This window comes from Candidatus Ornithobacterium hominis (assembly GCF_900538215.1).
Taxonomy (GTDB): domain Bacteria; phylum Bacteroidota; class Bacteroidia; order Flavobacteriales; family Weeksellaceae; genus Ornithobacterium; species Ornithobacterium hominis.
This window is the reverse complement of sequence record NZ_UNSD01000006.1, coordinates 19480-41047: the sequence shown is the minus strand read 5'-3', so window position 1 is coordinate 41047 and position 21568 is coordinate 19480. Positions and strand designations below refer to the sequence as shown.

Below are 21568 nucleotides of genomic sequence, written 5' to 3'. Positions count from 1 at the left end.
TTTATTTATTGAGTTACTGTATTTTTTTCACTTTCTTCTCCGGTCATCTCTTGGTATTCTTTTTTACTACCTACGATGATGTTTTGATATTCTTTAAGACCTGTTCCGGCAGGAATTAAATGCCCTACAATTACGTTTTCTTTCAGTCCATTCAAATCATCTACTTTTCCAGCTACGGCAGCTTCATTGAGCACTTTTGTCGTTTCTTGGAAAGAAGCGGCTGAGATGAATGATTTCGTTTGTAATGCAGCACGTGTTATCCCTTGCAAAATAGGTTCTGCTGTAGCTGGCATGGCATCTCTTGCTACCACCAAATTCTTATCATCTCTACGCAATTTAGAATTTTCATCTCTTAATTCGCGTACCGTTAGAATTTGTCCTGGTTTCAACACCTCACTATCTCCAGCATCTTCTACGACTTTCATTCCAAAAATCCTATCATTTTCTTCAATGAAGTCAATTTTATGCTCTAAACTAGAATCCAAGAATCTCGTGTCTCCAGCATCGATGATTCTAACTTTTCTCATCATTTGCCTTACAATGATTTCAAAGTGTTTGTCATCAATTTTCACTCCTTGCAAACGATAAACTTCTTGTATTTCATTCACCAAATATTCCTGAACGGCTGTTGGGCCTTTGATGCTCAAAATATCCGTTGGTGTAATTGCTCCTTCCGAAAGTGGCATTCCTGCTTTAATATAATCATTTTCTTGAACAAGAATCTGATTAGATAATTTTATCAAGTATTTTTTTATTTCTCCACTTCTTGATTCGACAATAATTTCACGGTTACCTCTTTTAATTTTACCAAAAGAAACTAAACCATCAATTTCTGAAACTACTGCAGGGTTTGATGGGTTACGAGCCTCAAACAACTCTGTAACACGTGGCAAACCACCAGTAATATCTCCTGCTTTAGCTGATTTTCTAGGAATTTTAACTAAAGTTTTACCTGCTTTAATTTCTTCTCCATCTTCTACAATCAAATGAGCTCCTACTGGCAGGTTATAAGATTTCTCTTCTCCATCTTTAGAAATAACTTTAAGCGTAGGAATCAATTTCTTGTTTCTACTTTCTGAAATTACTTTCTCAGTAAACCCGGTTTGTTCATCAACTTCTAATTGGAAGGTAGAACCTTGCTCGATGTTTTCAAACTCAATTTTACCTGCTGTTTCTGCAATGATAATAGCATTATAAGGATCCCAAGTAGTAATTTTTTGATCTTTTTTCACTTCTTGACCGTTCGCTACGTGTAACACAGAACCATAAGCGATATTATTGGTCATCACAACTTCACCTCTCTTATTCAATAGCTTAAGTTCAGTTGTTCTAGAAATGACAATATCCACTGCTTCTCCAACTTCATTCTCACTTCTTACTGTTTTTAATTCATCAAATTCTACTCTACCACTTTGTTTAGCTTTCAAAGTAGATTCTTCTGAAACGTTACCCGCTGTACCCCCTACATGGAAGGTGCGCAGAGTCAACTGTGTACCTGGCTCTCCAATAGATTGAGCTGCTACAACACCTACGGTTTCGCCTAACTGAGCTGCTTGATTAGTGGCTAAGTTTCGCCCGTAGCATTTAGCACAAATTCCAGATTTAGAATCACACGTTAATGGTGAGCGAACCTCTATCATATCTAAATCAGCTGCTTGAATAGCTTCGGCAATATCTTCTGTTATGATTTGATCTGCTTCTACTAAAACTTCATCTGTTTCTGGATGGTAAACATTGTTCAATGAAGTTCTACCTAAAATCCTATCTCTTAAAGGTTCTACAATTTCATCATTTTTCTTCAATGCAGTGATTTCTAAACCTCTCAACGCACCACAATCATCCTCATTGATGATAATATCCTGAGAGACATCAACCAAACGACGTGTTAAATATCCTGCATCAGCTGTTTTCAGAGCCGTATCTGCAAGACCTTTACGAGCTCCGTGTGTGGAAATGAAGTATTCTAAGATAGAAAGTCCTTCTCGGAAATTAGAAATAATCGGGTTTTCAATAATATCACCTCCCGAAGAACCTGCTTTTTGTGGCTTAGCCATCAATCCACGCATTCCTGAAAGCTGTCTAATTTGTTCTTTAGAACCACGAGCACCTGAATCAAGCATCATATAAACTGAATTAAATCCTTGCTGGTCTTCCCGCATTCTCTTCATCACCAATTCCGTTAAACTTGCATTGGTATTAGTCCAAACATCAATGACTTGGTTGTAACGCTCATTATTGGTAATTAATCCCATGTTATAATTTCCTCGAATAGCATCCACTTGGGTAATTGCATCTTGAATCATTTCCGTTTTTTGGTCTGGAATCAAAATGTCTCCTAAGCTAAATGAAAGTCCACCTTCAAAGGCATTGGTATAACCTAATGTTTTCATTCGGTCTAAGAATGCTGCTGTGGTTGGGAAATCTGTTTCTTTTAAAATTTTACCAATAACATTTCTTAAAGATTTTTTAGTTAAAACTTCATTGATAAAACCAATATTTTCTGGGACAATTCGATTAAATAAGACTCGCCCTACACTAGTTTCAATTAATTTAGTAACTAATTCCCCTCCTTCTTTCACAGAAGCTCTAACTTTAATACTTGCATTTAAGTCAACAGCTTTCTCATTGTAAGCGATTCTTACTTCATCTTCATCATAAAATATCAAGCCTTCTCCTTTTACTTTATAATTCTCATCACTTTTGCGAATCTTGGTCATATAGTATAAACCAAGAACCATATCTTGAGAAGGGACAGCTATTGGCGAACCATTGGCTGGATTCAAAATGTTTTGCGAACCTAACATTAAAAGCTGTGCTTCTAAAATTGCTTCTGGCCCTAAAGGTAAATGCACTGCCATCTGATCTCCATCGAAGTCTGCGTTGAATGCTGTACATGCTAATGGATGTAAACGTATAGCCTTACCTTCTATTAATTTAGGTTGAAATGCTTGAATTCCCAAACGGTGCAAAGTTGGAGCACGGTTAAGCAAGACGGGATGTCCTTTTAGTACGTTTTCTAAAATATCCCAAACAACAGGCTCTTTTCTATCAATGATTTTTTTCGCTGATTTAACTGTCTTCACAACCCCTCTTTCAATTAATTTCCTAACAATGAAAGGTTTATAAAGTTCAGCCGCCATATCCTTTGGCAAACCGCATTCGTGTAATTCTAAGTCTGGTCCTACTACGATAACAGAACGAGCTGAATAGTCAACACGTTTACCCAATAAATTTTGACGGAATCGCCCTTGCTTTCCTTTCAATGAGTCTGAAAGTGACTTCAATGGTCTATTCCCATCCGCCTTTACAGCAGAAGATTTTCGAGTATTATCTAATAGAGAGTCTACTGACTCTTGCAACATTCTTTTCTCATTTCTAAGAATGACTTCTGGAGCTTTAATTTCCATAAGCCTTTTTAAACGATTGTTTCTGATAATAACTCGTCGGTACAAATCATTTAAATCAGAAGTAGCGAATCGTCCACCATCTAAAGGAACTAAAGGTCTTAACTCTGGTGGAATAACAGGAATAACTTTAAGAATCATCCACTCTGGGCGATTAATTTTATTTCCTTCATTTGATTCACGCAAAGATTCAATCACTTGTAAGCGTTTCAAGGCCTCTGTTCTTCTTTGCTTTGAAGTTTCATTGTGAGCTTTATGACGAAGGTCATAAGAAAGCTCATCTAAATCAATTCTTTTCAGTAATTCTTCCAAGCATTCAGCTCCCATTTTAGCGATAAACTTATTAGGATCAGAATCATCTAAATATTGATTCTCAATAGGAAGCGTTTCCATGATATCCAAGTATTCTTCCTCTGTCAAGAAGTCCATTACTTGAAGTTCTTCTCCTTCTAGCCCTTTTGCTATACCTGGTTGAATGACTACATATCGTTCATAATAAACAATCATGTCTAATTTCTTGGATGGAACTCCTAGAATATAACCTAACTTATTAGGCAAAGATCTAAAATACCAAATATGCGCTACAGGAACAACAAGATTGATATGCCCTATACGATCTCTACGTACCTTTTTTTCTGTAACTTCAACTCCACAGCGATCACATACAATACCTTTGTATCGAATTCTTTTATACTTACCACAAGCACATTCGTAATCTTTTACTGGGCCAAATATTCTCTCACAGAAAAGGCCATCTCTTTCTGGTTTATGCGTACGGTAATTGATTGTTTCTGGTTTTAAAACCTCACCATAAGACTCTTGTAAAATAGATTCTGGAGAGGCTAAACCTATACGAATTTTATCAAATTTGCTCGAAAGCGTTTTATTAGTTGACATAGAATTTTCTATATATAAATTAATAATTATATGATGTTATTTTATTGATTTTCAGATTGAAGTAAATCAATATCCAATCCAAGACCTTGCAGCTCATGCAATAATACATTGAAAGATTCTGGAATACCTGGTTCTGGCATCGCATCCCCCTTCACGATCGATTCGTAAGTTTTTGCACGACCAATAACATCATCTGATTTAACAGTCAAAATTTCTCGAAGAATATTGGATGCTCCATAAGCTTCTAAAGCCCAAACCTCCATTTCACCAAATCTTTGGCCACCAAACTGTGCTTTACCACCTAATGGTTGCTGTGTAATCAATGAATATGGTCCGATAGATCTTGCGTGCATTTTATCGTCAACCATATGTCCTAATTTCAACATATAAATAACTCCTACGGTAGCTTTTTGGGCAAATCGTTCTCCCGTTCCACCGTCATACAAATAAGTTGTTCCGTATCGTGGAATACCTGCTTTGTCTGTGAGTTCATTAATTTCATCAATGTGAGCTCCATCAAAAATAGGTGTTGCATATTTTTCTCCCAATTTTTTACCAGCCCATCCTAGTACGGTCTCAAAAATCTGCCCAATATTCATACGAGAAGGTACCCCCAATGGATTTAATACTATATCTACTGGCGTTCCATCTTCTAAGAATGGCATATCTTCATCTCTTACGATTCGAGCAACGATACCTTTGTTACCATGGCGTCCTGCCATTTTATCACCCACTTTTAATTTACGTTTTTTAGCAATGTAAATTTTTGCAAGCTTTATAATACCAGCTGGTAATTCATCTCCTACAGAAATGGTAAATCTCTCTCGATTTAATACACCTTGCAAATCATTATTTTTAATTTTATAATTGTGCAATAATTGCTTTACAAGTTCATTTAAATCTTCATCTGTCGTCCAAGTTCCTCCTGTTAAATTCAAATAGTCATCAACGCTTGATAATAATTTTTGTGTGAATTTAGCTCCCTTAGGAATCACTTCTTCATTTAAGTCATTAAATATTCCTTGTGAAGTTTTCCCATTTAAAAGTTTATATAATTTTTCGAGTAAAACATCTCTTAATTCATCAAAATTTTTCTGGAAACTCTTATCTAATTTCTCAATGGTAACTTTATCTTTTGCGCGTTTATTTTTATCTTTTATACTTCTTGAAAATAATTTTTTATCAATTACCACCCCTCTCAATGACGGATTAGCCTTGAGTGAAGCATCTTTCACATCGCCTGCCTTATCTCCGAAAATTGCTCTCAATAATTTTTCTTCTGGCGTTGGGTCTGATTCTCCTTTAGGAGTAATTTTACCGATAAGAATATCTCCAGGCTTTACCTCTGCACCGATTCTGATTAAACCGTTCTCATCTAAATCTTTGGTTGCATCTTCAGAAACATTTGGAATATCGTTAGTTAATTCCTCCATACCTAATTTAGTATCACGAACATCCATTGAATATTCATCGATATGAATAGAAGTAAACCAGTCTTCTCTTACAACTTTTTCTGAGATTACAATCGCATCCTCAAAGTTATATCCTTTCCAAGGCATGAAGGAAACCAATAAGTTTCTTCCTAAAGCTAATTCACCTTCTTCTGTCGCATAGCCTTCACATAAAACTTGTCCTTTTACTACCTTATCCCCTACTTTCACAATAGGTTTTAAGTTAATACAAGTACCTTGGTTTGTTTTTCTAAATTTAATTAACTCATATGTTTTTTCTGAAGAATCAAAGCTTACGGCTTCTTCTTCTTCAGATCTTTCATAGTCAATCGTAATTTTTTGTGCATCGACATACTTTACTACGCCATTTCCCTCAGCATTCATCAAAATTCTAGAGTCCTTCGCTACAGAACCTTCTAGTCCTGTACCCACAATAGGAGACTGGGGTTTCAACAAAGGAACAGCTTGACGCATCATGTTCGACCCCATCAACGCACGGTTAGCATCATCATGTTCCAAAAATGGAATCAAAGAAGCTGAAATCGAAGCAATTTGATTGGGAGCAACATCCATCAAATTAACACGATTAGGTTCTACTACTGGAAAATCTCCATCTTCTCTTGCAATAACCCTATCATTTACGAAGTTACCATCATCATTTAATTTAGCATTTGCTTGGGCTATAATTTGATCTTCTTCTTCTTCTGCAGTTAAATAAACAGGAGCTTCTTTTAGATTAACTTTCCCATCTTCAACTCTTCTATAAGGTGTCTCTAAAAATCCCATACTGTTGACTTTAGAATAAACACAAAGAGAGGAAATCAAACCAATGTTTGGTCCCTCAGGTGTCTCGATAGGGCAAAGTCTACCATAGTGCGTATAATGAACATCTCGTACTTCAAACCCAGCTCTCTCTCTCGACAAACCTCCTGGTCCTAAAGCTGAGAGTCTACGCTTATGAGTTACTTCAGATAATGGATTTGTTTGATCCATGAACTGAGAAAGTTGGTTTGTCCCAAAAAATGAATTGATAACAGAAGATAAAGTCTTAGCATTAATAAGATCAATTGGTGTAAAGACTTCATTGTCTCTTACGTTCATTCTTTCTCGAATGGTTCTTGCCATACGATTTAAACCTACACCAAACTGGTTTGCCATTTGCTCACCTACGGTTCTAACTCGACGGTTTGACAAGTGGTCGATATCATCCACCTCAGCTTTTGAATTCACTAATTCTATCAAATGTTTAACAATAGAGATAATGTCTTCTTTCGTCAAAACCTGAATTTCTTCTGAAATATTAAGCCCTAATTTTTTATTTAACCGATAGCGCCCTACTTCACCTAAACTATAGCGAGTGTCAGAAAAAAATAGTTTATCTATAATTCCTCTTGCTGTCTCTTCATCTGGTGGTTCAGCATTTCTTAGTTGACGATAAATATATTCTACCGCTTCTTTTTCTGTATTAGTGGGGTCTTTTTGTAGCGTATTTAAAATAATAGCATAATCAGAAGCTTTATTGTCTTCTTTATGCAACAAAATTGTTTTCACACCTGAATCTAAAATTTCTTCGATGTGTTCTTTTTCAAGAATAGTTTCCCTATCTAAAACTATTTCATTTCTTTCAATTGAAACAACCTCGCCTGTGTCTTCATCTACAAAATCTTCATGCCATGTATTTAAAACTCTTGCCGCTAGTGTTCGTCCAAGGACTTTATTTAAATTAGATTTGTTAGCTTTAATTTCTTCAGCTAAATCAAAAATTTCTAAAATATCTTTATCTCTTTCATAACCAATTGCTCTCAACAAAGTCGTTAAAGGCAATTTCTTTTTTCTATCAATATAAGCATACATTACAGAATTAATATCTGTAGCAAATTCAATCCAAGATCCTTTAAATGGAATAATTCTAGAAGAGTATAATTTAGTTCCATTGGCGTGATAAGATTGACCAAAAAACACACCTGGAGATCTGTGTAATTGAGAAACAATAACTCTTTCTGCTCCGTTAATCACAAAAGAACCACTCGGTGTCATATAAGGTATTGTACCTAAATAAACATCTTGAACCACTGTTTCAAAATCTTCGTGTTCAGGATCCGTACAATAAAGTTTTAATCGTGCTTTTAAGGGGACACTATAGGTTAAACCTCTTTCGATACATTCTTGTATAGAATATCTAGGGGAATCAACAAAGTAATCAAGAAATTCTAAAACAAACTGATTTCTTGTGTCACTTATAGGGAAATTTTCTGCAAAAGTTTTAAATAAGCCTTCATTTTTTCTTTGATCAGGACGCGTTTCTAGCTGGAAAAAATCTTCAAAAGACTTTAATTGAATGTCAAGAAAATCAGGAAAATCAGCAATATTCTTTGTTGATGAAAAATTATTTCTTTTATGCTCTTTCTTTGCCAATGTACTCATATTGGTTATTATGTTTTAAATTTTATAGAGTTATTTTACCCTCTATTAACAAAACCTTTGAACGGTTTAAGACTCTTATTACCTAAAATAGGCTTAGACCTATCACCCAAAGTGAAGGTCTAAACCCTTAATTAAAACTCTATTGAAATTATTTCAATTCAACCTCAGCACCAGCTTCTTCTAATTGTTTAGCCAAAGCTTCTGCTTCCTCTTTTGAAACACCTTCTTTCAATGTTGCAGGAACACCATCTACTAAATCCTTAGCATCTTTTAATCCTTTACCAGTCAATTCTTTAACTAATTTCACAACAGCTAATTTAGAAGCTCCTGCAGACTTTAGGATAACATCAAATTCTGATTTCTCTTCCTCTCCTCCTGCTTCTCCTCCAGCAACTGGTCCTGCTACAGCTACTGCAGCAGCAGCTGGCTCAATACCATACTCTTCTTTTAAAATATCTGCTAATTCATTTACCTCTTTTACAGTTAAATTTACCAACTGTTCTGCTAATTCTTTTAATTCTGCCATTTTTAATGCTTTTTAAATTTTATTTATAATTATTGAGTGTATTTTTTATTCTGAACGCTCACTTAGCGTTTTAACTAATCCAGATAATTTCTGTCCTCCGCTTTGGAGTTGAGAAACAACTGTTTTCATTGGTGACTGTAGGATATTGATTACATCGCCTATCAATTCTTCTTTAGATTTCAAGTTAGATAAAGTATCAACCTTGTCATCACCAACATAAACTGCGGCTTGAATCCAAGCTCCTTTTAAGATAGGTTTCTCCGATTTTTTTCTAAAATCTTTAATTACCTTTGCTGGAGCATTTTCTTTATCAGAAATCATAATTGCAGTGTTCCCTTTCAGAACATCATACAACTCTTCATATTCTTTATCTTCTACACGCTCCATAGCTTTTTTCAACAAAGTGTTTTTCACCACTCTTAGCTGAACGTCTTTCTTAAAACAAGCTCTTCTTAAAATTGAAGTCTCAGAAGCATTTAATCCCGAAATATCTGTTAAATATATAGTATCTGTATCAACCAATATCTGTTGAAGATCATCTATCATTTGCGCTTTTTGTTCTCTTGTCATCTTTCAATCAATTTCGAATTAAACACTTTTTGGATCTACTTGTACAGAAGGACTCATCGTTGAAGATAAGTAAATACTCTTCATATAAACACCTTTTGCTGCAGTAGGTTTCATTTTTTGTAAAGTTTGAATCAATTCCTTTGCATTTTCCATAATCTTTTCTGCAGGAAAAGAAACCTTTCCTACAATAGCATGAACGATGCCAGTTTTATCAACCCTAAAATCAATCTTTCCAGCTTTCACATCACTCACTGCTTTTGAAACATCCATCGTAACTGTTCCAGCTTTAGGATTTGGCATTAGCCCACGTGGTCCAAGAACTCTACCTAATGGACCTAATTTCCCCATCACAGCAGGCATAGTTACAATAACATCTACATCTGTCCAACCTTCTTTGATTTTCTCTAAATACTCATCAAGACCCACATAATCTGCACCCGCATCTTTCGCTTCTTGCTCTTTATCTGGAGTAACTAAAGCCAAAACTTTAACATCTTTTCCTGTTCCATGTGGCAAAGAAACAACGCCTCTTACCATTTGATTTGCTTTCTTAGGATCTACACCTAAGCGAACAGCAATATCAACCGTAGCATCAAACTTTACCGTGCTTATCTCTTTTACAATCGAAGAAGCTTCTTCTAAAGTGTAAGCTTTAGTCTTATCATATTTCTTCGCTATCTCTTTTTGATTTTTAGTTAAATTTGCCATATAATTACTCTGGTTTAGTTCCACCTTTCACATTAATCCCCATTGATCTCGCAGTTCCAGCTACCATTTTCATTGCTGAATTAACTGTAAAACAATTCAAATCAGCCATTTTATCTTCTGCTATCGCTTGAACTTGATCCCATGTTACAGTAGCAACCTTGACCCTATTAGGTTCACCTGAAGCTCCTTTTAATTTAGCAGCCTCTAGTAACTGAACAGCAGCAGGAGGAGTCTTAATAACAAAATCAAAAGATTTATCTTGATAAACAGTAATAACCACAGGTAAAACCTTACCCTGCTTGTCTTGTGTACGACCATTAAATTGTTTACAAAACTCCATAATATTTACCCCGGCAGCACCTAAAGCAGGACCTACGGGTGGGGAAGGATTTGCTTGCCCACCTCTAACCTGAAGTTTTACAATTTTTTGAATTTTTTTTGCCATCTTTAATTTACTTTAAAAAATTAAGCGTTTATTTTTGGAAGCAGCCTAAATTTTTTCTACTTGAACATAATTCAACTCCAAAGGAGTTTTACGACCAAAAATTGAAACCATAACTTTCAATTTTCTTTTTTCTTCATTGATTTCTTCTATAACTCCATTAAAATTATTAAAAGGACCATCAATAACTTTGATTGTTTCGCCAACCATATAAGGAATATTAACTAATTCTTCCTCATCAGAAAGGTCATCCATTCTACCTAACATACGATTAACTTCATTTTTTCGCATAGGGACAGGATCCCCTCCTTTAGTAGAACTCAAGAAACTTATCACACCATTTACATTTTTGATAATGTGAGGTATTTCACCTATTAAATCCACTTCAATCATCACATATCCTGGGTAATAAACTCGCTCTTTTTGTAACTTTTTCCCATTTTTAATCTGAATAACTTTCTCTACAGGAACAACAATCTGCCCTAAATGGTTACTCAAACCTTGATAAGAAATTTCATCTTCAATGTACTCTTTGACCTTATGCTCCCTTCCACTAATCGTCTTAAGAACATACCATTTCATTTCACTCATAGAAGATTATTTTAACAATCTATATAATCCATTAATAATATCACTAAATAATGTGTCTACACCATATAAAAACAATGACAATATCAAAGTAAACACCGCTACAGCGATCGTTGCTGATTGAAGGGTATCCCATTTGGGCCAAGTCACATGATTTGCAAACTCTTCATAAGAGCCTTTCACAAAATCAACGATTTCTTTCATGGAAAATTCTTTATGCACGGGCGGAAGGGATCGAACCCTCGACCTTTGGTTTTGGAGACCACTGCTCTACCAGCTGAGCTACGCCCGTATGACAGAAAGTGTTTCTGATTTTATGTCAGAAACACCTCTATTCAAATTTAAAAATATATTTAATCTAAAATTTCAGTTACCTGACCAGCACCTACAGTTCGACCACCTTCTCTAATTGCAAATCGAAGACCTTCGTTGAGTGCAATCGGTTGGATCAAATCAACTTCAATAGTGATATTATCTCCAGGCATCACCATCTCAACTCCTTCAGGCAAGTGAATTTCACCTGTAACGTCAGTAGTTCTCACATAAAACTGAGGACGGTAATTGTTTTTAAACGGAGTGTGACGCCCACCTTCTTCTTTAGTCAAAATATAGACCTCTGCTTTAAATTTAGCATGAGGAGTAACGCTATCTTTAGCTGCAACAACCATTCCTCGGCTAATTTGACTTTTCTCAATACCTCTCAACAAAAGACCTACGTTATCCCCAGCTTCACCTCTGTCAAGAATTTTTCTAAACATCTCAACTCCTGTAATAGTAGAGGTCAACTTCTCATCTCCCATACCCACAATATCAACAGGATCTCCTGTATTAATCACACCTGCTTCGATACGCCCAGTAGCAACGGTACCTCGACCTGTAATTGAAAAGATATCCTCGATTGGCATCAAGAAAGGCTTATCTTGATCTCTTTCTGGAATTTCAATCCACTCATCTACACTATCCATCAACTTCAATACAGTGTCAACCCACTTCTCTTCCCCGTTCAGAGCCCCTAAGGCAGAACCTTGTATTACAGGAGTATTATCTCCATCATACTCATAAGAAGAAAGCAAATCTCTCACTTCCATATCTACAAGCTCCATCAATTCCTCATCATCAACCATGTCTGCTTTATTCAAGAAAACAACAATTCTTGGAACATTTACCTGACGACACAAAAGGATATGCTCACGCGTTTGAGGCATTGGGCCATCTGTCGCAGCCACAACCAAAATTGCGCCGTCCATTTGCGCAGCTCCTGTTACCATGTTTTTAACGTAATCAGCGTGACCAGGACAGTCAACATGCGCATAGTGACGATTTTCTGTTTGATATTCAACGTGAGAAGAGTTAATTGTAATACCTCTCTCCTTCTCTTCAGGAGCATTGTCAATTTGATCAAAAGCACGCGCTTCCGAAAACCCCTTATCTGCTAATACTTTAGTAATCGCTGCAGTTAAAGTAGTCTTACCATGGTCAACGTGACCAATAGTACCTATATTTAAATGCGGCTTGTCTCGGTTAAAAGTTTCCTTTGCCATTTTAAAAAAAATTAATTCTATTTGTGTTTAATTATTCAAATCTAACCGTTGAGCCAATGACGGGATTTGAACCCGTGACCTCTTCCTTACCAAGGAAGCACTCTACCCCTGAGCTACATCGGCCAAAAGTTGAGCGGGAGACGGGACTCGAACCCGCAACATTCAGCTTGGAAGGCTGAAGCTCTACCAATTGAGCTACTCCCGCAAAAAAAGTGGGCAGAGAAGGATTCGAACCTCCGAAGTCGAAAGACAGCAGATTTACAGTCTGCCCTCGTTGGCCACTTGAGTATCTGCCCATTTCAATAAAGAGCCTCTGGAGGGACTCGAACCCACGACCTGCTGATTACAAATCAGCTGCTCTAGCCAGCTGAGCTACAGAGGCAACTCTTGTACGTTTATAAAAAACAACTTTAAAGAAAGTTTCTTTCACAAACGGACTGCAAATATAAAACACTTTTTTTTTCTAACAAAATTATTGATGAAAAAAAATTATTTATTCGCAGTTTTTTCTTTTTTCTTGATTATTTGACGTTTTAATGTGTCGACGGCAAGATTGGTCGCTTCCTCAAAAGAAGAGCCATTCTTCTCCACAACAATATCATCTCCAGGTACTTGCAATCTGATTTCTACTACTTTATTTTCTTTATTATGATTGTTATCCAACTTTAAATAAACTTCTGCTCCTACAATCTGATCTGAGAATTGATCTAATTTATTTAATTTTTCTTCTATAAATTCAACTAATTCTTGTTTTGCTCTAAAATTTACTGCTTGCAAATTTACTTTCATAATTTTCATTTTTTTTCTCTTGGATGAGAATGGTTATACACTTTTTTTAATTCTTCAATGTCATAATGGGTATATTTTTCTGTTGATGATATAGCTGAATGACCCATTAATTCTTTTACACTATTGATATCCGCACCTTTTTTCAATAATTGCGTCGCGAATGTATGACGCAAAACATGTGGGCTTTTCTTCCTTTTTGTGGAAACTATACTAAGGTACGAATTGATTAAGTTATGTACAAATTTTGGATAAATCTTATTTCCTTTATGTGTATAAAAAAGGGATTCTCTTAAATTTAATCTTGTTTTATCCTGCATCAAATTCATATATTGTTCTACTTGGTCTGCTAAATAAGAAGATATCGGAATCATTCGTGTCTTGCTTCCCTTTCCTCGCACTCTTATCATCTTCTCACCAAGTAAGACATCAGAGCTAGTTAAACCTATCAATTCTGCTCTTCTGATTCCTGTGAAAAAAAACATTTGAATGATTAAATAATCTCTTCTTTGATTTACTTCTTCTAAATCAAATTCCATTTCTAGAATTTTTTTTACTTCTGATTCTGATAATGGTGGATCAATATTTTTTAAAGGCTTTAAAAATTTTAAATCTTTTGCTGGGTTAAGTGATATTTCTTTTAACTCAACCAAAAAACTAAAAAACTTTTTTATTGCACTGATTTTCCTGTTAATAGTTACTGCCTTTAAATTCTGTTGATTCAAGAAAGCTATATAACTTCTCAATATCACTAAATTTACTTCATGAAAATCTAAGATTCCTTTGGATTCTAAAAATTCAATAAATTGATTTAAATCAAAATCGTAAGCATGCAATGTATGCTTGGAGTATCTTTTTTCGTCTCTGATGTAAATTAAAAACTGATCTACTAACATAAAAAAAACCGCTTATACAAAGATAAGCGGTTTTTTAGTTTATTGTAAAACTTATTTAAGCTTCGTTTTCTTGCTGCATTCGCTGTTTGTGCGCAGCTCTTAATATCTCCTGACGACGTTTTACTGAAGGTTTTGTGAATTGTTGTCTTTCCCTTAATTCTCTTAAAACCTTTGTTCTATCATATTTTCTCTTGTAGCGTTTTAAAGCTCTTTCGATTGATTCTCCGTCTTTTACTGGAACTATTAACATAAAATTACATCTCTTTTATTAATGAAAGGCAAAGTTAAACAAAAATAATTAATATACAAATTAATATTGTTGATATTCTACATCCATTTTCTTCTCAATTTCTGCGTATTGTCCAGATACTAATTTATCTCGAATGGCTGTAAAGGCATCGATGGTGTCTTCGATATCTTTGTCTGTATGGGCTGTGGTTGGAATTAATCTCAATAAAATCATTCCTTTTGGAATGACTGGGTAAACGACAATGCTGGTGAAAATTCCATAATTTTCACGAAGATCTTTGACTAGTAACGTGCCTTCTACCGTGGATCCTTCTAAGAAAACTGGTGTTACACAAGTATTTGTACTACCTAAATTGAATCCAGCTTTTCTTAATCCTGACTGAAGTTTATTGGTATTTTCCCAAAGTTTATCTTTTAGCTCTGGCTGATTTTGTAGCATGTCTAATCTTTTTAGCGCACCAATCACCAATGCCATGGGCAAAGATTTAGCAAAAACTTGAGAGCGCATATTATATTGTAAGTATTCTATTACATTTTTATTGCCTGCAACAAATGCTCCTAAGCTTGCCATTGATTTTGCAAAGGTTGAAAAATACACATCAATTTCATCTTGAACTCCCTGCTCTTCTCCAGCACCTGCTCCTGTTTTGCCCAAGGTTCCAAAACCATGCGCATCATCCACTAATAGTCTGAAGTCATATTTTTGCTTTAGTGCAACGATTTCTTTTAAATTCCCTTGTTCGCCTCGCATTCCAAAAACTCCTTCAGAAATCACTAAAATTCCTCCATCAGTTTTTTCTGTAATATTTTGAGCTCTTTTTAGCATTTTCTCAAGACTTTCAGCATCATTATGTTGGTAGGTAAATCGTTTACCTAAATGCAATCGAACTCCATCTACTATACATGCATGACTATCACTATCGTATACTACCACATCTTTTGGGCTCAATAGTGTATCTATGATAGATAGCATCCCTTGGTATCCAAAATTTAATAAATATGCAGCTTCTTTGTTTACAAATTTTGCTAATTTATTTTCGAGCTCCTCATGCTTTTCGGTGTGGCCACTCATCGCTCGAGCTCCCATAGGGTAAGCCAAGCCATATTCTTCACTGGCTTTTTTATCTATTTCTCGAACTTCAGGGTGATTAGCTAAACCTAAATAGTTATTTAAACTCCAGCAAATAACTTCTTTCCCTTGAAATTTCATTCGTGGGCCTAATTCCCCCTCTAGCTTAGGGAAAATAAAATAACCTTCTCCATAATCTGCAAACTGTCCTAATGGGCCTCTATTCTGTTTTATTCTTTCAAAAATATCCATATCTTATTTATTCATTATTTTTTTTAAATCTTTAAAGAAAATTTTATCTAAAGTCTTGTCTGGCAAGAGATACATTGCTGCTTTAAAAAATAACTTTTTAGGCGCTATCACATATCTTGTCTTGGGTTTGGGGCTTTTATAAATTTCCCAAATTTTATTAGAAACGGCTTCTACTGGTAATCCTACTTTTTCAATTTCATTCACTGCTTCATCCAATTTTTCAAAAATCAATTCATAATCAGTGCCTACGTAAGGATTTTCTTTGTTTTTTGCTTTCCCCCAAATTTCTGTTTTGATTGGCCCTGGTTCTATAATGATAACATCTAGCCCATACAACATCATCTCTCTGCGTAACGCATCAAATACTGCTTCAATAGCATGCTTTGAAGCTGAATAAGGGCCAAGCATAGGCCTAGTCATCACGCCAGCAGTAGAGCTAATCATGAAAAGTTTTCCTTTCCATTTGGCTTCTTTGGATGCGCCCAATAAAGGTAAAAGTTTTTGTGTAAAGTAAATTGGTGCAAATACATTAATTTCAAATTGATTTCTCAACTCTTCTATATCCACGTATTGAATTGGGCCATACTTAGCTACGCCTGCATTATTTACCAAAACGCTCAAACCTTGTTTACCAATTCTTTCTTCAATTTGCTGAACAGCTTGGTCTACAGCAGAGTAGTCTGTTGTGTCAAAAACCAATGTCTGGAACGTTTCGGGAAAATTTTGTTCAAATTCTTGTGCATCTTCTCTTTTTCTCACACTTCCAAACACAAAAAAACCTTTTTCTAAAAATTTCTGAGCGGTTGCTTTACCTATTCCAGATGAAACTCCAGTCACTACTGCATATTTTATCATAAAAACTAAAATTCCTTTTGATTAAAGCCTTGTTCTTTCAGCCAATCATTATTATAAACTTTATTCATATACCTAGAGCCATGGTCAGGGAATATCAATACAGCAAAATCATTTTCAGATAATCTGTTTTTATATTCTCTCAACCCTTGAATAACGGCTCCACTTGTGTACCCTGCCAAGATTCCTTCCTCTAGCGCTAACAATCTAGTGCAATAGGCACTATCTTCATCCGTCACGGTTACATATTCGTCTATGACGGAAAAATCTGTTGCCCCAGGAATCAAATTCTTCCCTAAACCTTCAATCCTGTAAGGTTTAATTTTAGATTTATCTAATTCTCCCGTCTCATGATAAGTTCTAATCACAGAACCATCAGCGTCTACTCCTATGATTTTAATCTCGGGATTTTTCTCTTTCAAGTAGCGCCCCACTCCAGAAATTGTACCGCCTGTCCCTGAAGCTGCAATCAAATGCGTGATTTGTCCATCGGTTTGCTCCCAAATCTCAGGCCCCGTACTCAAGTAATGAGCATCAATGTTTTTTAAATTAAAATATTGATTGATATAAATAGAATTGGGCGTTTCTTGATGGATTCTCTTCGCCGTTTCGTAATAACTTCTAGGGTCTTCTGCTGGTACATTCGCTGGGCAAACATGCACTTCTGCGCCCAAAGCCTTCAGAAAAGCAATTTTGTCTTCTTTTGTCTTATCACTAACTGCAAGTATACATTTATAGCCTTTTACCGCACTTGCCATCGCAATACTAAAACCTGTGTTGCCAGAAGTCGTCTCTACAATAGTAGCTCCTTTCTTCAAGATGCCTTCTTTCTCTGCCTCTTCAATGATGTGAAGCCCAATTCGGTCTTTTGATGAATGCCCAGGGTTAAAAAATTCTAATTTTGCAAAAACAGGGCAGGGTAAATCTTTTCCAATCTTATTTAACTTTACAATTGGCGTATTACCTACCAATTCTAAAATATTTTGGTTGATTTTATTTTTCAAAATTTTCAGATTTGAAAACAAAAATACAATTTTTTTAACGGCTTATATAAATTGTAAAGTGAAAGCTTTTTTAAGCCTTTATAAATTTTTATAGTTTATTTATTAGTTTATCAAAAATAAAAAAGCTTCGGAGAAACCGAAGCCTAAAAATTACTATTATGAGAAAATATTTTATTTCTTAAACTTTTTATACTTATTCATAAACTTATCTACTCTACCCGCAGAGTCAACCAACTTCATTTTACCAGTATAAAAAGGGTGTGATGTAGATGTAATTTCTAATTTCACCAATGGATATTCAACACCATCTATTTCTACGGTATCTTTTGTTTCAGCTGTAGAACGGGTAATAAACGTATCTTCATTACTCATGTCTCTAAACGCTACTAATCGATAATTCTCTGGATGTATATCTTTACGCATAACTACCTTATTTCTAAAATCGGACTGCAAATATACAAATAATTATTTCTGTAGCAAATATTTATTTATTTTTGTTTAAACTTTAAAGTATGAGAGCTTTATTTCTTTTCTTGCTCACATTTTGGGCTACTTTTTTTCTTTCTTGCCGAGAGGATTTAGAGGTGAAAAATCAAAATTTGCATTTCGCCATTGCTCAAGACAGTTTGTTTTTGGACACCATTTATTCTGGAATTTCATCACCTGTTTTTTCTTTCCAGATTAAAAATCAAACTAAAAAAAATCTTCTTATTCCTGAAATTTATCTCGAAAATACTTCCAGCTATATTCATTTAAATATTCATGGGAAAAGTGGTCAAAATTTTCATAATGTCCTGTTATTGAAAGGTGATAGCTTGAGAATTTTGTTTCAAATTGTTGCTCCCGAGTCAACTGAGTCTAAAGAAATAAAAGAAAAAATAATTTTTAAAGGCTTAGAAAATAATCAAAAAAATATTGAGATTTCAGGTTTTATTCAGAAATCAAAAATTTATAAAAATACTGATGATTTAATTTTTCAAAACAATCAAGCGACGCTTCACAACGATATAGCTCATATTTTTACAAAAGATTTAGTCGTGGCTCAACATCAAACTTTAAATATTCAACCAAAAACAAAGTTGTTGTTTTTCCATGAGTCTAAAGTAATTTTAAACCCCAATAGCGAATTAAATTCTAATGGAACGCCTGAAAAAAGAGTGATTTTCAAAGGCTTTAGAAATGATGCTGGTTATGATTCGATACCTTTGCAATGGAAAGGAATCAAAGCTCAAAATGCCAAAATCAATCTCCACTCTACTGAAATCAAAGCGGCTGAAATTGGTTTGGATGCTGATGAATCAGATTTAGTCATCGACAAAAGCCTCATTATCAATTCTGGAACTTACGGTGTCCGTGCCAAGCAGAGCAAATTAAAAATTTTTAATTCCGTGTTTTTCAATGCATCTCAGGCGACTTTACTTCTAGAGGGGCCGCTGGAAACTGAAATCATTTATTCAAGTTTTGCCAACCCTGGAATTCACCAATATGCTCAGTCGTTTGGCGAAAATATTCCTATGGAAATTAAAGATTATCAAAATCAGCCATTCAAAATCATCAACTCGATTTTTCATGGGCGATACCGCCAAGGGGTTGTTTTTGGCTCAAAACCCTCTAAGCCAATGATTTTCAGTCATGTTTTGATCAAAAATGATGATGATAAAAATCTTGATTTGAATGATAATCATATTTTTAATGCCATCATTACCCGCGAACCTTTATTTAAATCTATTTTTCTAAAGGCTTTAGATTTATCGCTCCAGAAAAATTCACCTGCAAAACAGAAAGGGATTTCTATTGAAGGGATCTCTACTGATTTGAATGACCAAAGTCGAAAGAGTCCGCCAGACTTGGGTGCTTATGCTTCTATAGCTGATTGAGCATAGCCTCGCCATTTTTCAATTAAATTTTGCATATCAGAAGGGATTTCTGAGTTAAATTTCATTTCTTCCTTCGTCACTGGATGCTGAAATCCTAAAGTCTTGGCGTGCAAGGCTTGCCGAGGGCATGTCTCAAAGCAATTTTGTACAAATTGCTTGTATTTATTGAAGGTTGTGCCTTTCAGAATTTGATTTCCACCATATCTTTCATCATTGAATAAAGTGTGCCCAATGTGTTTCATGTGCACTCGGATTTGGTGAGTTCTGCCTGTCTCAAGACGACATTCTACCAAAGTTACGTAGCCAAAACGTTCTAAAACTTTATAATGTGTAATGGCGTGTTTACCTTCTGGCTCTTCCAAAACCGCCATTTGCATTCGGTTTGAAGGGTTTCTTCCAATATTTCCTTTCACCGTTCCTTCATCCGACTCTACGTTGCCCCACACTAGTGCGATGTACTTTCTGCGCGTTGTTCTTTCAAAAAACTGTTTGGCTAAATAATCCATTGCATATTCAGTTTTAGCTATGACCAAAAGCCCACTGGTATCTTTATCTAACCGATGCACTAAGCCTGGTCTTTCTAACTCACTTTGTATACTAGGTAAATGATCAAAATGGTACTTCAAAGCATTCACGAGTGTCCCGCTGTAGTTTCCATGCCCGGGATGAACTACCATACCAGCTTCTTTGTTTACTAGTAAAAGACTTTCATCTTCATACATGATATTTACTGGAATATTCTGCGGAATGATTTGATTTTCTTTGGGCGGATAGCTCAAAACTACTTTGACGATGTCATTGGTTTTTACTTTGTAGTTTTGCTTTACGGGTTCTTCGTTTACCCAAATATTCCCAGCTTTGGCGGCTTGTTGGATTTTATTTCTAGAAGCATTTTCTATAAAATTCATTAAATATTTATCTACCCGAAGTGGCTTCTGCCCTTTCTCTGCACGAAATCTATAGTGTTCATACAACTCTTCTTCATCCTCATCTTCCTCTGGCCTTTCATGAAATTCTTGCATATTCTATTCAATTGAAATTCCTGTCGTATCAATTTTAGGTTTTGCAGGAGCCTGCTGTGTTTTGTTCAATTCCATATTCTGTTTTGCCCGCTCATCGTGCTTCACTTGATTTCTGATTTCTTCAGGTAAATCACTAAGGTCTATTTTATTTGCATTTTGTACAGAATTATAGTATAAAGAATCGTCTCTACTCACTTTCCTACGGAAAAGAATATCCATTGAGTCAATTTTTGAACGTAACTCTCCTCTGTTTTTATCTGATAACCAAATGGAAACAGGCAATCCTTCATCATACAAATCAGTAGATGGCGGGTCTTGATAAACGACACTACTCAAAATCGTATCATTGTTCTCACCTAAAAATGCAACATTCCCTAAGTTAAAAAATCGCTCCTTCAACACTCGTTTTGCTTCTTGAAAACTCAACCCCAACAAATCTGGCACATTTACATCTACACTAAAGCCACGCCCCAAGACCAAATCAACCTTTGCTCCACGTGGCAAGGAAGTTCCCGCTTGTATCACCTTATTATTATACAAAACACGCAACACGGCATCTCTTGCCGGGTCTTCTTCATAAATCGTATCACCCACCACCAGATTTCGCATCGCTAATTGTGTAAATGCCATTCGCTTACTTTTATCTATCAAGTTAGGTAGCTCCACTGGTGGGTAGTCGCTCGGGTTGCTTTTTATGAAAATTTTTCGCCCTGGCTTTACCTGCGAGCCCGCTGCGGGGTAAAAATCAATAACCGTAAAGGGCTCTACATCTTCAGTAAATTTAACGCTGTCTACAGTATAATGTAGGTTCATCTCATCAAGTTTTGCCGTTGCATCTTGTATCTTCATCTTAGACAAATCTGGCACTTCTACTTCTATATTATGGTAGGTATAATCGTTCAACCATTTAAAAGTAAAAAAATAAGTCGAAATCAGAAAAAGCGCACCTAAAATTAAAGACAACCAAAATTTCCAATTTATTAAAGCTTTAAAAAATTTCATACATTTAA

General features: G+C 35.4%; 19 protein-coding genes and 5 tRNA genes. 1 reads left to right on the top strand and 23 read right to left on the bottom strand.

All coding sequences use genetic code 11. From position 1 onward, the window contains the following. Positions 1–5: 5 nt before the first annotated feature. The 21 genes from rpoC to D5J18_RS06235 all read right to left on the bottom strand — a co-directional run bounded on the left by rpoC (position 6) and on the right by D5J18_RS06235 (position 18082). Complete coding sequence (gene rpoC / locus D5J18_RS06335) at positions 6–4301, bottom strand: DNA-directed RNA polymerase subunit beta' (RefSeq protein ID WP_119058170.1); 4296 nt, start codon at positions 4299–4301, stop codon at positions 6–8. 41 nt (positions 4302–4342) lie between these two features. After that, positions 4343–8176, bottom strand: coding sequence for a DNA-directed RNA polymerase subunit beta (rpoB, locus tag D5J18_RS06330; protein ID WP_375730851.1), 3834 nt, complete (start codon positions 8174–8176; stop codon positions 4343–4345). A 148-nt stretch (positions 8177–8324) separates the two neighbouring features. Next, positions 8325–8702: a 50S ribosomal protein L7/L12 gene (gene rplL, locus D5J18_RS06325; protein WP_119058169.1), complete on the bottom strand. Its 378-nt coding sequence runs from the start codon at positions 8700–8702 to the stop codon at positions 8325–8327. 45 nt (positions 8703–8747) lie between these two features. Continuing rightward, entirely contained in the window at positions 8748–9272 is a 525-nt protein-coding gene (gene rplJ, locus D5J18_RS06320) for a 50S ribosomal protein L10 (protein ID WP_119058168.1), read from the bottom strand. Between the two features lie 18 nt (positions 9273–9290). Next, entirely contained in the window at positions 9291–9980 is a 690-nt protein-coding gene (gene rplA / locus D5J18_RS06315) for a 50S ribosomal protein L1 (RefSeq protein ID WP_119058167.1), read from the bottom strand. A gap of 4 nt (positions 9981–9984) precedes the next feature. Continuing rightward, positions 9985–10425 carry a 50S ribosomal protein L11 gene (gene rplK / locus D5J18_RS06310; RefSeq protein ID WP_119058166.1) on the bottom strand — a complete coding sequence of 147 codons (441 nt, stop codon included), beginning with the start codon at positions 10423–10425 and terminating at the stop codon, positions 9985–9987. Between the two features lie 45 nt (positions 10426–10470). After that, entirely contained in the window at positions 10471–11013 is a 543-nt protein-coding gene (gene nusG / locus D5J18_RS06305; protein ID WP_119058165.1) for a transcription termination/antitermination protein NusG, read from the bottom strand. Positions 11014–11019: 6 nt separating this feature from the next. Next, positions 11020–11214 carry a preprotein translocase subunit SecE gene (gene secE / locus D5J18_RS06300; RefSeq protein ID WP_119058164.1) on the bottom strand — a complete coding sequence of 65 codons (195 nt, stop codon included), beginning with the start codon at positions 11212–11214 and terminating at the stop codon, positions 11020–11022. A 15-nt stretch (positions 11215–11229) separates the two neighbouring features. Next, a tRNA-Trp gene (locus D5J18_RS06295) sits at positions 11230–11302 on the bottom strand. Between the two features lie 61 nt (positions 11303–11363). Then, a complete protein-coding gene (tuf, locus tag D5J18_RS06290; protein ID WP_119058163.1) occupies positions 11364–12551 on the bottom strand; it encodes an elongation factor Tu in 1188 nt (395 codons plus the stop codon). 51 nt (positions 12552–12602) lie between these two features. Continuing rightward, positions 12603–12674: transfer RNA gene (locus D5J18_RS06285), tRNA-Thr, on the bottom strand. 9 nt (positions 12675–12683) lie between these two features. After that, positions 12684–12756, bottom strand: a tRNA-Gly gene (locus D5J18_RS06280). 8 nt (positions 12757–12764) lie between these two features. Continuing rightward, positions 12765–12847 (bottom strand) — tRNA-Tyr (locus D5J18_RS06275). Positions 12848–12859: 12 nt separating this feature from the next. Next, a tRNA-Thr gene (locus tag D5J18_RS06270) sits at positions 12860–12933 on the bottom strand. A gap of 107 nt (positions 12934–13040) precedes the next feature. Continuing rightward, complete coding sequence (gene hpf, locus D5J18_RS06265) at positions 13041–13340, bottom strand: ribosome hibernation-promoting factor, HPF/YfiA family (RefSeq protein ID WP_119058239.1); 300 nt, start codon at positions 13338–13340, stop codon at positions 13041–13043. Positions 13341–13345: 5 nt separating this feature from the next. Further along, positions 13346–14233, bottom strand: coding sequence for a tyrosine-type recombinase/integrase (locus D5J18_RS06260; protein ID WP_119058162.1), 888 nt, complete (start codon positions 14231–14233; stop codon positions 13346–13348). A 55-nt stretch (positions 14234–14288) separates the two neighbouring features. Beyond that, positions 14289–14483 carry a 30S ribosomal protein S21 gene (rpsU, locus tag D5J18_RS06255; RefSeq protein ID WP_119058161.1) on the bottom strand — a complete coding sequence of 65 codons (195 nt, stop codon included), beginning with the start codon at positions 14481–14483 and terminating at the stop codon, positions 14289–14291. A 60-nt stretch (positions 14484–14543) separates the two neighbouring features. Further along, positions 14544–15803 carry an aminotransferase class I/II-fold pyridoxal phosphate-dependent enzyme gene (locus D5J18_RS06250; RefSeq protein ID WP_119058160.1) on the bottom strand — a complete coding sequence of 420 codons (1260 nt, stop codon included), beginning with the start codon at positions 15801–15803 and terminating at the stop codon, positions 14544–14546. A 3-nt stretch (positions 15804–15806) separates the two neighbouring features. Beyond that, positions 15807–16658 carry an SDR family oxidoreductase gene (locus D5J18_RS06245; protein WP_119058159.1) on the bottom strand — a complete coding sequence of 284 codons (852 nt, stop codon included), beginning with the start codon at positions 16656–16658 and terminating at the stop codon, positions 15807–15809. 5 nt (positions 16659–16663) lie between these two features. Further along, complete coding sequence (locus D5J18_RS06240; RefSeq protein WP_375730850.1) at positions 16664–17659, bottom strand: PLP-dependent cysteine synthase family protein; 996 nt, start codon at positions 17657–17659, stop codon at positions 16664–16666. Positions 17660–17830: 171 nt separating this feature from the next. Beyond that, entirely contained in the window at positions 17831–18082 is a 252-nt protein-coding gene (locus D5J18_RS06235; protein WP_119058158.1) for a type B 50S ribosomal protein L31, read from the bottom strand. A gap of 89 nt (positions 18083–18171) precedes the next feature. On the opposite strand from D5J18_RS06235, the gene D5J18_RS06230 reads away from it, so the two are divergent. Beyond that, positions 18172–19536 carry a hypothetical protein gene (locus D5J18_RS06230; RefSeq protein ID WP_119058157.1) on the top strand — a complete coding sequence of 455 codons (1365 nt, stop codon included), beginning with the start codon at positions 18172–18174 and terminating at the stop codon, positions 19534–19536. Here D5J18_RS06230 and D5J18_RS06225 read toward each other — a convergent pair. After that, entirely contained in the window at positions 19515–20558 is a 1044-nt protein-coding gene (locus tag D5J18_RS06225) for an RluA family pseudouridine synthase (protein ID WP_119058156.1), read from the bottom strand. The genes D5J18_RS06230 and D5J18_RS06225 overlap by 22 nt on opposite strands. 3 nt (positions 20559–20561) lie before the next feature. Further along, positions 20562–21560 carry a PASTA domain-containing protein gene (locus D5J18_RS06220; protein WP_119058155.1) on the bottom strand — a complete coding sequence of 333 codons (999 nt, stop codon included), beginning with the start codon at positions 21558–21560 and terminating at the stop codon, positions 20562–20564. Positions 21561–21568 lie beyond the last annotated feature (8 nt).